The 12886-nt window shown below is 51.3% G+C and carries 11 protein-coding genes; 4 read left to right on the plus strand and 7 right to left on the minus strand.

The window, feature by feature from the left end:
• The first annotated feature begins 531 nt into the window (after positions 1-531).
• Positions 532-960: a fimbrial protein gene (locus JOE09_RS21975; RefSeq protein ID WP_338049380.1), complete on the plus strand. Its 429-nt coding sequence runs from the start codon at positions 532-534 to the stop codon at positions 958-960.
• Positions 961-1305: 345 nt separating this feature from the next.
• Here JOE09_RS21975 and JOE09_RS21980 read toward each other — a convergent pair whose 3' ends face one another.
• From JOE09_RS21980 to JOE09_RS21990, 3 genes are all read right to left on the minus strand, one after another.
• Positions 1306-2349: a fimbrial protein gene (locus JOE09_RS21980; protein ID WP_205067327.1), complete on the minus strand. Its 1044-nt coding sequence runs from the start codon at positions 2347-2349 to the stop codon at positions 1306-1308.
• A 53-nt stretch (positions 2350-2402) separates the two neighbouring features.
• Positions 2403-3146, minus strand: a complete 744-nt coding sequence (locus JOE09_RS21985) for a fimbria/pilus periplasmic chaperone (protein WP_205067328.1) — start codon at positions 3144-3146, stop codon at positions 2403-2405.
• An 89-nt stretch (positions 3147-3235) separates the two neighbouring features.
• Positions 3236-3727, minus strand: a complete 492-nt coding sequence (locus JOE09_RS21990; protein WP_205067329.1) for a fimbrial protein — start codon at positions 3725-3727, stop codon at positions 3236-3238.
• 658 nt (positions 3728-4385) lie between these two features.
• Between JOE09_RS21990 and JOE09_RS21995 the strand changes: the two genes are divergently transcribed.
• Positions 4386-5222 carry a MurR/RpiR family transcriptional regulator gene (locus JOE09_RS21995; protein WP_105594105.1) on the plus strand — a complete coding sequence of 279 codons (837 nt, stop codon included), beginning with the start codon at positions 4386-4388 and terminating at the stop codon, positions 5220-5222.
• Positions 5223-5265: 43 nt separating this feature from the next.
• Here the strand turns inward: JOE09_RS21995 and JOE09_RS22000 are convergent, their stop codons facing one another.
• Positions 5266-6480 (minus strand): MFS transporter, encoded by a 1215-nt coding sequence (locus JOE09_RS22000; RefSeq protein ID WP_205067330.1) that lies wholly within the window; start codon positions 6478-6480, stop codon positions 5266-5268.
• A gap of 181 nt (positions 6481-6661) precedes the next feature.
• Here JOE09_RS22000 and JOE09_RS22005 point away from each other — a divergent pair, with 181 nt between their 5' ends.
• On the plus strand, positions 6662-7567 hold the full coding sequence (locus JOE09_RS22005) for a helix-turn-helix transcriptional regulator (RefSeq protein WP_205067331.1): 906 nt from the start codon (positions 6662-6664) through the stop codon (positions 7565-7567).
• A 130-nt stretch (positions 7568-7697) separates the two neighbouring features.
• Here JOE09_RS22005 and iolB read toward each other — a convergent pair whose 3' ends face one another.
• Both iolB and JOE09_RS22015 read right to left on the minus strand, forming a co-directional pair.
• Positions 7698-8516, minus strand: coding sequence for a 5-deoxy-glucuronate isomerase (gene iolB / locus JOE09_RS22010; RefSeq protein ID WP_200560945.1), 819 nt, complete (start codon positions 8514-8516; stop codon positions 7698-7700).
• A gap of 65 nt (positions 8517-8581) precedes the next feature.
• Complete coding sequence (locus JOE09_RS22015) at positions 8582-10087, minus strand: CoA-acylating methylmalonate-semialdehyde dehydrogenase (RefSeq protein ID WP_200547161.1); 1506 nt, start codon at positions 10085-10087, stop codon at positions 8582-8584.
• Positions 10088-10585: 498 nt separating this feature from the next.
• On the opposite strand from JOE09_RS22015, the gene JOE09_RS22020 reads away from it, so the two are divergent.
• Complete coding sequence (locus JOE09_RS22020) at positions 10586-11401, plus strand: TIM barrel protein (protein WP_205067332.1); 816 nt, start codon at positions 10586-10588, stop codon at positions 11399-11401.
• A 105-nt stretch (positions 11402-11506) separates the two neighbouring features.
• On the opposite strand, the gene JOE09_RS22025 is transcribed toward JOE09_RS22020, so the two are convergent.
• A complete protein-coding gene (locus JOE09_RS22025) occupies positions 11507-12700 on the minus strand; it encodes an MFS transporter (RefSeq protein ID WP_205067333.1) in 1194 nt (397 codons plus the stop codon).
• Positions 12701-12886: the final 186 nt, after the last annotated feature.

The following is a 12886-nucleotide window of genomic DNA, read 5'->3' on the forward strand; positions in this document are numbered from 1 at the left end:
GCACCCAGCACCCAGCACCCAGCACCCAGCACCCAGCACCCAGCACCCAGCACCCAGCACCCAGCACCCAGCACCCAGCACCCAGCACCCAGCACCCAGCACGTTTTTTATTCTATTCTTATTATTTAGCAAACCATTTCATCAATATTTAATATCGAAATTGATTTTTTAAGGAAAAGTATCTTTCTCGCTTAAACGATCACATTTATAATACCTGACAATATTTAATAAAAACCACAGTAATTTACCGCACATCAAAATATAAATTCTTTCATATTTGACTCTGCGCATAACTATACAATCAATGAACAGAGGTCGGATGAAAAAACACGACCCTTAATTTTCCATTGGGAAATTCATAATTTCAAATACTTCTTTTTATTAAATTACACTATCAGCAGACTTCGATTGATTAACGTTGAACGCTGGTTATTGATATAAAAAGTAGAGGGTCAAATGATGCAGATCATAAGTCATAAATTTTCAAGATCATTACGGCTTTTCACTTCTTTTTTAATCATGACAATCCCCGTGAGTATTGCTCAGGCTAGTCAGGTTAACGTTAGTGTGAAAATAGTAAAACCACCTTGTAAAATTAACAATAACCAGGTCATCTATGTAAATTTTGGCAATAGCGTAATCACTACAAAAATTGATGGTCGCTATAACAGAATACCAATTCAATACACCATAGATTGCAAATCCGCGACATCACCGAATTTGAAAATGACAATAAGCGGCAATGGTGCAGACTTTGACAAAAAGGTATTGGAAACCGACAACTATAATTTAGGTGTTGCACTATATAATGGCACTTCACAATTCATACTAAACAGCACGGTTAGTTTCAACCTTGCAAACAGTTTAAAATTAGAAGCGGTGCTGGTTAAGAGAAAGGATAGTGTGCTTAGAGGTGGGAAATTTAACGCATCAGCAACAATGGCTATTGAATACCAGTAATTTTCTAATCAAGAAGAAAAATGAAAAAATGTTATTACATTAATAGGAGTTCCAGGTTCCATAAAATGTGATAACTATAGCAATGTAAAAATGATTCTAAGTAACGGCAAAGACAATGAATCAGATGGACTGGATATGTACGATACAAAAATAAAATTCTATTTAGCAAATGGTAAAGCATCCAATAACTATCCTGTTCCAGGCGGCACTACAAAAAACTTTACCATTACTCTTGACCTCTATGAGACTGGCAACCAACCAATTTTCAGAAGTGCATATTTACTGATCCGTTCGGAATATAACTAAACACAGCATCAGGTGAATGTTACCATTCACCCTTTATTCTCACAATTGCCCAATAATGAGCACTGCAGAACCATTAAAATCTCCAGGAGCGGGTTTTTTACCACTTCCAACCACGGCGAAGCTGACATTATCGCTCCCCATCCCATTGACTAACATAGTCTGGAAGCCGTTATTTGGTGTTACGGGCTGATTATTATAGAGCATGACAATACCAATATCCGGATTTGAGGTTTTAATCGCATTACCAAAAGGTGCACTATCGGCGACAAGATTAACCTGAATGTTCTGAGTCAGCGTAGTATTACACTTGTACTGGAGCTGACGGTCATCCTGATAGCGTGATGACAGTGCCGACGTTGTTAACATGGAGCTTTCAATCAGTCCAAAATCAATATCTATCGTTTTCCCTTCGTTAATACTACATTCCACAGGAACAGGAATGATGGTTTGTTGCGTGATAAGCCTATATACCGGTATTGTAGATCGGCTACCATAATAGACATAGCGATATAAGTTGGCCAGTTCCATCCCCCCGGGAACAAAGAAGGCACCACCAATTAATGTCCGACGAAGTTTGAAATCAATCTTTCCACGGTTACCCTTTGTAGCTCTTTGCAACATGGTAACACCATCCCCCGTAGGCCCAATCAGTGCGGTTATACCCTTATCCACAAAAGGAGATGAGATTTCCACTCCCGAAAAATCGATAGTAATACGGAAATCAACATCATCGGTTAATTTATTATATCCCGGAAACTTGCCTGGAGTATTTATCCCAATATCCGATGCAAAATAAGTTGCACTGGTTGCTCCAGATTCACTGTAGCACCACCCCGGATATTCTTCTGGTTGTGTGGTGTATGAAATGGTCGCAGTTTCCCCTTCCTGATTAGTACTGAATGACGAAGCACTTAGTGCGATCATCAAATTGTTCATTGGATCGGCCCAGCATCCACCATCCGGCATTCCTGCAGGTCGCGAAGGAACGGCGTATGCCGTCGAGCTGGCCAGCATCACAAACGCCAATACCTTTATCGGAAGCCTGTTAGCGGAAATATCTTTTATTATCTTCATGATTACCATAGCGAATTTATTAAAATTAATATGAACGTTATTACGGAAAAAGTTCGCAGGTATTAACTACGTGGAACCCGATTGGAGATGACATTGCAGCGTTCTTTGCCACATTTAAAAGTAACTTCGGGGCGGCCGCCATAGTCGTTCAGGTAGGTAAATACCGGTGCATGGCCATAATGACTGATATTACCCGGCAACATTTCACTGCTACCCGGCGCCAGCATTAATGGCGTGAAATCAGCGATTTGTGATCCCTTTTGATGAATCTGTGCGTCCACCAACGTGATGTAATACGGGCTTGGATTGGCAATCTGCCAGCGATTATCTCGCCGGGTTAATATCAGCTGTGAGTGCCACGGGCTGGCAAGTTCCCGATTTTTCAATCCCACAGGGCGATAGAAGACCTTGATACGATTTTGCAACGCAACCTGGAGAGTATTGCCCCCCTTAACTCGGGGAGGAATTTCCCGCAGGTTTAAATAAAACAACGTTTCCCGGTCCTGGCGTAACAACCTCGCCGCAGTCAGCGCCTGAATTTTAATCTGCGAGTTTTCCCCAGGTTCTATACGCTGAATAGGAGGAAGTATCAGCAACGGTCCCTGTACACGTTTGCCAATTTCATCCTCTATCCACCCGTGCACCAGATAAGGAGCATGAGGGTTTTGATTAATCACCAACAGGCTTTGCGATAATTTATCGCCATCGAAAATGACCCGTGACTGTTGTATGGCAATCGCTGCATAAGACATTGATGGACATATACATGCCAGTAAAAAAACAATGCGAATTACTGATAAAAACATAACATATCCATCTTTTTTAATCTTAACCTAAATATTAATCTAAGATACTCAGTTAAATCTCAGTCACCTTAGATTGTTTTAGACAATACTTATTGAATGCTAACCAGTAAGGTTGCTGTCGCATTAAAATCACCGCTGGCTGTACTGTTTTTATCAAGAATCACAGGAGAGGCTGTCAATATCAGACTTTCTGCCGGGTCAGGTAAATTGAACCACGTATTTAACTCAATCAAATCATCATTGTTATAAAAAACAATCCCCATATCCTTCATGCTGGTGTCAAGAATATATTCAGAGAAATTTGATGAACCCGTGATTTGCATTTTTAATTTATCATTTGTATTCAAATCGGTACATTTCACACTAACATTCAGATTCTTCTTAATCTTTTCTCCATCGGCATTTTCCTTTAAAACATTTCCAAAGGGTACGATGATCTGATTATCATTGTTAATAGTACACGGGTTTTTATCAACAACGCGGCCTCTGAAATTAACAGCCGTCCCCCCCGTATCAGCAGCATAACAGGGTAGGCAAAGACCAAAAATAAACGCAATTGCAGTCATCTTCCATGCAAACATATATCTTCCATTTTTTATTATTTCAATCATGGAAAAATCAACCAGATGAAATTATTTCGTTAATAAGAACGATACTCTACTGATGAAACTTACTGGCAATAATATTTATTATCACTTGATATAAATAGTGAATTAATCCAATTGCACATTAAGTGTAACAAAACATTCTTTTTCGTTGAAATGCAAAATTCCCTGATTGCGAATTTCGATAATTTCCTTTCCTGATAAAATCAGAAAATAATACTTACAGCATAAAAAAACATAAATATAAAATTAGTGGTTGATAATATTGAAACTGTACATTAATGCTCAGGAGATCAAAGAGATAAAGGCCGTAAACGCGGTATCCGAACCCCCCCCTGGCCACAGCAGGAGTATCTTCAGGGAGATAACCGGATATTAACAGTGGCTTTGTCATCACCAATAAAGAACCTTTAAACAGGCACTAATACAGCATAAAATGCTGAAGCAGAGATTTTGTTACCTAGTTCTCGCGGTATCCTGCCTCTGAGTTTTGCCAGTTCGTTGCAATTTTGTGAACCAATTCCCAACCCTGATGAAATAAAAGGCGCTGCTTTCTTCATCAAGTGAAATTTTTTGTTCATCTGGTAGAATGGCGTTCAGAAGAACATCAATTTTGAGATTAGCGAGCCGCTTAATGACCAACAATCCAACACAGCTTTCACTGCTACAGGACGATATCCGTCGCCGTTATGACACCTTAAGCAAACGCCTGAAGCAGGTGGCTCGCTATATTCTGGATAACAGTAACAGTATCGCCTTCGACACCGTCGCTTCCATTGCACAGCAGGCAGACGTACCGCCCTCCACCTTAATTCGCTTCTCGAATGCCTTTGGCTTCAGCGGCTTCAATGAAATGAAGCAGGTGTTTCGCCAGCACCTGATGGAAGAAACGGTCAACTACACTGAACGTGCACGTCTGTTCCGCCAGACCGCGACAGATGAAACGCCAACCGCACCTGAAAATCCGGCTGAGATCCTGAATGTGTTCACCATGGTGAACTCTCAGGCGCTTCAGCAGCTGGCAATGCAGATTAACCCCGAGCAGCTGGAAAAAGCAGTCAAAATGCTCGATGAGGCCGATAACATCTATGTAATTGGCCTGCGCCGCTCGTTTAGCGTTGCCTCTTACCTGACCTATGCTCTGCGCCACCTTGAGCGCCGTGCATTTTTAATCGACGGTCTGGGTGGCATGTTTGCCGAACAGCTGAGCATGGTAAACCCAAAAGATGTGGTGATTGCCATCAGCTACTCACCTTACGCGCGTGAAGCGGTCGAACTGGTTGAGCTGGGAGCCAAACGCGGTGCCCATCAGATCGCCATTACCGACAGCCAGGTGAGTCCGCTGGCCGCCTTTAGCGACGTCTGCTTCGTGGTGCGCGAAGCGCAGGTTGACGGATTCCGCTCGCAGGTGGCTTCCCTGTGCCTGGCACAAACCCTGGCGGTATCACTGGCGCTGAATAACGCAAACTAACCGCGACTAACCGGCGCTCGCTCCCTGCAGCGCCGGTTAGCTGTCAAATTCGCTGATTCTTCCCGGCGGGCAGGCAAACCAGCAGTTCAAGCACCAGCAGCCCGGCCACCAGCAGCAGCGGCAGATCCCAGCTACCGACAAACTTCCACAGATAGCCCACCAGCAGCGGCCCCAATCCGGCGATCAAATAGCCGACGCTCTGTGCCATCGCGGAGAGCCGGGCGGCACTTTCACCACTGGCGCTGCGGACAACAAACAGATAAGTTCCCAGCCCCGGCCCGGCTCCCTGACCAAATCCCAGCAACAGTACCCACACCATCGCGCTATTCCCAGGGGCATACAGAATTCCGAGCGTGCCCACCAGGCAGCACAAAATGGTGAGGACCATAAATCCGCGCTGATCGCGTGCGCGCGCCGCCAGGAACGGCACCAGGAAGCCGCCAATCATCAGACTAAACTGCGAAGCGGAAAACAGCAGCGCAGCACTTTCAGGCGATGAGCCCCGACTGGTGAAAATGGTCGGCATCCACGCAAGGAAGACATACAGATTCAGCACCTGCAAGCCAAAAAATAGCGTCACCGACCACGCCACGCGTTGGCGATACAGATCGTTCCCCGCACCGTTGCGCCCCCCGGAAACCTGTCCCGCTGCAACGGAGTGACGCAGCTGCGGTAGCCAGATCAGCAGCGCCAACAGCGCCGGGATCGCCCACAGCCCCAGGGATTGATAAGCGGCCATCTCATCCGCCCCCAGCGATAGGAACAGTGGGAAAGCGCCACCGGCACCGATTACCGCCCCGACACCCAGCATCAGCGCATAAATTCCCATTACCGACCCCATCTGCTGCGGCAGAAAACGCTTACGCGCCAGCGCGGGCATAATGACGTTCATCACCGCAATACCCACACTGCCAATCGCCGTGCCCAGCAGGAGCATGGCCTCTCCTCCTCCGCGCATAGCACAACCGAGGCACAGCAAAACCAGCGCCACAAACAGCGCCCGCTCTTCCCCCATTCGCTGGCGCAGCTTCACACCGGTAATAGAGAAAACACTCAGCAGCACCAGTGGCAGCGTGGTCACCAGCAGCGTTGAGGTAAAACTCAGGTGCAGCGCCGACAGCAGCGGCCCCACCGTTGCAAAGATCAGCCGCATATTCAGCGACACCATGATGAAGCCCAGCCAAAGCAGCCAGAGCTGTCCTGGCCGCGCCATCGCGCCCCCGGCGAGGCGGCGATTGCCGTCCGATAATTCGTTCATTTCTCACTCCGAATTGGTGATTTCTATCCTCGCCCCGTTTGTGGCGCGATGCTGAGTCAGGCCGTGAATAGCCCGCGGGTCACTATAAGTTCTTAATGAGATTGTGTATCATTCGCTTCTTAGGCATAACGGAGCTTTGTTTAGGCAAGGCGGAGCCAACCCGCGGCAAGAAGAGGGCAAGATGAATTCAGCACCACGTTTCTGCTGGCAAAGACAGCCGAGCGCGCACGTTTCCTGCCGAGGGTTTGTCGATCGTTTACAGCTGGATGAAGGGCTGTCCATGGCCTACTGCCACTACCAACCCCGCAGGGAACTCCGCGAGCCGGGTATCGCAGAGCGGGATATACGTAGCCTGACTATTGCCATTGCGCTGGAAGGCAGCACCGTCACCCATGCCCGCGACGGCAGTCAGTATCATTTTCGTGCCGGTCACAGCACCGTTGCCCTGTTTTCCCGTAGCCACGGCGATCGCTTTTTCCCGGCGGGTCAGCAGGTGCGCCAGCTACGGCTGATTATCGATGAGCCGCTAATGGAACAGTATGCGCTGACCGGTCTGCTCAGCGGTCGGCAGAGAGATAATCAGGTCCACTCTTTATTCTCCGGCCAGCACGGCAGCAGTATTCAGCAGCTGGCCGAGCGGATTGTGGCACTCCATGGCAGCGCGTCCAGCGGTCTTGAAATACAGATTGCGGCGCTGACGCTGCTGGCGGAACAGGCCCGATTGCTCTCCCCTCCGCCAGTCAATTCCCGGGAACTAAACGGTGTGGCCCAGGACAGGCTGGTACGCGCACGCGAATTGCTGCAACAGCATTACGACCGTCCACTCACCGTTGCCTGGCTCTGTACTCAGGTCGGCACCAACGAATTCGCGCTAAAACAGGGGTTCCGGGCGCTGTTCAATACCACCCCGCACCGTATGCTGACGGAAATCCGCATGGCTCACGCCTGGGAGTTACTGGAAAGCGGACTGCACGTCTCCACCGTGGCGTGGAAGGTTGGCTACCAGCATCTTTCCAGCTTCAGCGCCGCCTTCCTGCGCTTTTATGGCCGCACGCCCACCTCGGTCAGCGGCAAACGGCAGCCATAAAAAAACGGGCAGCCCGTAGGTGGCCGCCCGTTTATTAGCTTGTTTTCAACATCAACCTTTTCCTTCGGGCTTCAGACTGCATCGCTACAGCCGGAATCCCTCCGGGGTACATCACTACAACTAAACCAACTTACTTCTTGCGCGGATACTCATCGCTGTTCACCCAGGCGTGATCTTTCTCCCAGGTAAATTTCCATAAACGTACCGGCCCAGCCATTACGTTCAAATAGTAGTTGTCGTAACCGGCGATGGTCGCTACCGGATGGTAGCCACGCGGCACGGTAACAACGTCGCGGTTATACACCGCCATGCACTCATCCAGCGAGCGATCGTCGGTATAGACGCGCTGCAGGGCGAAGCCACGCTCCGGATCGAAACGGTGATAATACGTCTCTTCCAGATAGGTTTCGTCTTCTGAATCTTCCTGGTCGTGCTTGTGGCTCGGGTAGGAGCTGGTATCACCTTCGTTGGTGTACACTTCCACCACCAGCAGGCTGTCGGCAGGCTTGTTGTCCGGCAGAATGTTATGCACCAGACGCTTGTTGTGGCCTTTACCGCGCTGCTCCACGCCCACATCTTCAGGCGCGATCAGACGTGCCGGCAGATTGCCCTGGCTTGGTGAATTACACACCGCCAGTTCCAGATCGGACTCGGCCACCACTTCAATTTGTTCGTTGTGCGGCACGTAGACGGAATACGGCGGCGTGCGCTCAAACGGCGACATACGCTTACCGATATTCGGGAACTCTGCCTGACGGGTTTTCACCGAAGCCAGACCCGCAACCAGCACCAGACACAGCTCTTTATCACCGCTTTCAAGCGTGAGGGTCTGCCCTTTCTTCAGCAGATAGGCATCGAAGCCAACATAACGCCAGCCGGCACTTTCCGGGGTGACGTTCTGAATACGGCCCTGTGCATCGGGCTGTTTTGCTTTATTTAATAATGACATGCTGCTTTGTCCTTTGCCCGCGCCGCCGCAAACTGCCCGGCGGCGCGGATTGTTGGTGAAAAGGATTAGCCCAATGTAGGCATGCTGAACTCAGACACGGTTTTCTGACCGCTCGGCCAGCGAACGGTTGCAGTCTTCATGCGGGTGTAGAAACGCACGCCGTCCGGACCATGCACGTTCAGTGCGCCAAAGACAGAACGTTTCCAGCCGCCGAAGCTGTGGAAGGCCATCGGTACCGGAACCGGTACGTTAACGCCAACCATGCCCGCCTGCACTTCACGTACGAAGTCGCGGCCGGTGTGGCCATTGCTGGTGAAGATGGCGCTGCCGTTACCGAATTCATGGCTGTTAACCAGGTCCAGTGCGGTTTTGTAGTCAGGTGCGCGCACGATGCTCAGAACCGGCCCGAAGATCTCTTCACGCCAGATCACCATGTCGGTGGTGACGTTATCGAACAGAGTACCGCCAACGTAGTAACCGTCCGGGTTGCCTTCAACCTGAATTCCACGGCCGTCAACAACCAGCTTCGCGCCTTCCGCTTCGCCTTTGTCGATGTAGCCCAGCACTTTCTTCTGGTGCGCAGCAGAAACCACCGGCCCCATTTCGTTTTCGTCTTTACCTTTGTGAATGCCAGGACCCACGCGCAGGGCTTTCACCAGCGGAGTCAGTGCGGCAATCAGTTTGTCAGCGGTGTCGTCGCCCACGGCAACGACTACCGGCAGCGCCATGCAGCGCTCGCCTGCAGAACCAAACGCGCCGCCCATGATGGCGTTCACGGTGGCATCCAGATCGGCATCCGGCATCACGATAGCGTGGTTTTTCGCCGCGCCGAACGCCTGCACGCGCTTACCGTGTGCGCTGGCGGTGGTGTAGATGTGTTCGGCAACGCCGGAAGAACCCACGAAGCTCACTGCCTGAACGCGCGGATCTTTGTACAGCTGCTCGGCGTTTTCGTTAGAGCTGTGGATCACGTTGAACACGCCATCCGGCAGGCCCGCTTCGGTCAGCAGTTCAGCCATACGGACAGACGCTGACGGGTCCAGAGCCGGTGGCTTCAGAACGAAGGTGTTACCGCAGGCCAGCGCGATTGGGAACATCCACAGTGGCACCATCGCCGGGAAGTTGAACGGGGTGATACCCGCCACCACGCCCAGCGGCTGCATCAGTGAGTAGCTGTCAACGCCAGTACCGACGTCCGCTGAGTTCTCACCTTTGATCAGGTGTGGGATACCACAGGCGAACTCAACGACTTCCAGACCACGGGTCAGTTCACCCAGTGCATCTGACCAGACTTTACCGTGCTCGCTCACGATCAGCGCGGCCAGTTCGTCACGATGCTGTTCCATCAGGGTTTTAAAGTTGAACAGGATACGGGCGCGGCGCAGTGGAGAAGTGCGTGACCAGCTATCGAAAGCGTTGTGGGCTACTTCAATGGCGTGTGCCACTTCGTCGCTGGTGCTCTGCGTCAGTTCACGGATGACTTTGCCGGTCGCCGGATCGTAAACCGGGATGGTTTCGTTGCTGGCGCTCAGGGAAGTTTTACCGCCAATAAAGTTTCCTACGATAGTCATGTTCTGGCCTCTTTGATGTGATAGTTCCCATGCAGGCAGTCTGAATCACAACGCTACCTGGCCGGGCAAAACTCTAATGCGTGGGATGACAGTATAATATTGGAATAAATTTTTCAAATATTTCACTTTAGAAAATTCGGTTTTAGCGGCATGGATCGCATTTTTCACGGTCAGGCTCTGCCGGGTAAATGGTCCTGCCTGCTGGCATCGCTAAAAAGCCCCCAGCTCAGGCCACATGCGGAACAGTGGTTTTACCACGTAACGATAACGCCCCCGGAATTGTTCGCGCTTTTCGTGACGATTTCTCCGTGTTTTTGCTGGTGTTTTTTTATGCACGGTGAAATTTTGAGAGGCGGATCTAAAAATTTAAATTTCATTATTCACTAATTATGAAATAAATGTTTTCTTATGCGTACTTTTACTGCACCATGCGGATCGGGTAAGACTGGCCCTGTGGTGGAGTTTTTTTTATTACCCTACTGAAACAGGAGCCATCACATGGCTATCGATCCAACCCGCATTTGCATTAACCGTAAAATTGCCCCTGCCCTGAGCATTGAAGCCTTTTTCCAGCTGGTACAAAAGCTGGGTCTGAACAAGGTTGAGCTGCGTAATGATATGAAGGGTGGCAGCGTGACTGACGATCTCAGTCACCAGCAGGTGAAAGACCTGGCTGAAAAGTACGGCATGGAAATCGTTACGATTAACGCCGTCTACCCGTTTAACCAGATCAGTGACGATCTGCTGGCGCGTGCTGAAGGGCTGCTGAAGGATGCGCAGGGGATTGGAGCGAAAGCGCTGGTGATGTGCCCGCTGAACGACGGTACGCCGGTTTCAGCCGAAGATACCGTTAACGCACTGCGTACGCTGGCACCGCTGTTTGAACGCTACGGCGTTAAAGGACTGGTTGAGCCGCTGGGCTTCCCGATCAGTTCACTGCGTTCCGCAGGCCAGGCGTTAGCGCTGATCGACCAGGCAGACGTGCCGTTTACCCTGGTGCTGGATACCTTCCACCACCATCTGTATGAAGGCGCGGAGCAGGACTTCGCCGCCGGTCTGGATGTCAATCGCATCGGGCTGGTGCATCTGTCAGGCGTGGAAGACGATCGTGAAATCAGCAAGCTGACCGACGAAGAGCGCATCATGCTGAGCGAAGGCGACCTGCTGAAGAGCGTGTCGCAGGTTCAGCGCCTGGAGAAGCTGGGTTACAAAGGCATCTACGCCTTCGAACCGTTCGCTTCCAGCATGGACAACTGGACCGCTGCGGACATCGAGCGCGAAATTCGCCAGAGCATCGCGCTGCTGCAGGGCTAAACATCCCGTGGCCGGGTTTATCCGGCTGTAACGGAAAATCCGGCAAATCTGCCGGATTTAACTTCTTATCTGTGTCACTTAGCGGCCTTCCAGGGCCGCATTTTTTTATGCGCTCGTCACCCGTTTTAACCGGAGCGTCGCCAGTATCGCCAGGCACACCAGCACGCTGCTGAGCAGATAAATCACCGGCACGCCGGCATAGCTCATAATCAATCCCGCCAGCGGGCCGGTTATCCCCAGCGCCAGATCCATAAAGGCGGTATAGGTCGCCAGCGCGCTACCCTGATTCTGCGGCGGCACCACTTTCACCGCCACCACGCCAATCGCCGGAAACACCAGCGAGAAGCCGGCACCGGTCAGCAGCGCACCCACTTTCGCCATCCACGGCTCCCACGAGCCCCAGACCATCAGCAGCCCAAACGCCTCAACCGCGAAACAGACCAGCGCCACGTTCAGTCCGCCAAAGCGGTTGATGGCATTGGGGAACAGCATACGCGTACCAACAAACGCCACGCTGAACAGCGTCAGGGCGAAGGCCGCACCCTGCCAGCCCTTATCCTGATAAAACAGGGTAATAAAGGTGGCGATCACCCCGAAACCCACCGAGCCCATCGCCAGGATCAGGCCATAGCCCCAGATACGTCCAAGCACCGCGCGAAACGGCAGCGGTTTTCCCTTGCTGGTTTTTACCGCAGGCCGGGGGAACGCCAGCACAATCGCCACCAGCGCGATGGCGATCACTATCGCCGCCAGCAGCAGCAGGCCGCCCCACATATAGATTGCCACGCCCAGCGGCGCACCGATCGCCATCGCGCCGTAGGTGAAAATCCCGTTCCATGAAATCACCCGGCCAATGTGCAGCGATCCCACCACACCCACGCCCCACAGCGTGGCCCCCGTTCCGGCAAAGCTCTGCCCCACGCCCAGCACCACGCGCCCGAGGCATAACAGCAGCAAACTCACGAGAGGAATGGCGCTGCTCAGTGCCGCCAGCGCGTAGCAGATGCCGCAAATCAGCGCGCCGAACAGGCCAAAGATCACCACTTTCTTCGGTCCCCAGAGATCGGCAAAACGCCCGGCATGAGGGCGGCTAAGCAGCGTGGCGAAATATTGCAGACTAATCACCAGACCGGCCCAGAAGGCGCTGTAACCCATCACGTCATGGACGTAGCCGGGCAGCACCGCCAGCGGCAGCCCGATGGTCAGATAGCTGGCAAAGTTGAAAATAACAACGGAGATAATGCGCAGATTTAAGCGCAGGCCGGATTGCGCGGCGTCGCCTGCTGACGGGTCTGACATGGAAATTACGGCTCGCAAAGCAAAAAAGTCGAGGCCTCACTATACCTGAACCGTTAGCGTCCTACGGATATTTATTCGCCGCAGCGGGCGCGAATACCGCCATATTTTCGTCACAAAGCCTCTCTATACTCCGCCCCACAGAGTCCCAAAGAGGATAACAATATGGTCTTTACTCCCCTGAACTTC

It is taken from the genome of Pantoea coffeiphila (assembly GCF_016909495.1).
Classification (GTDB): Bacteria; Pseudomonadota; Gammaproteobacteria; order Enterobacterales; family Enterobacteriaceae; genus Erwinia; species Erwinia coffeiphila.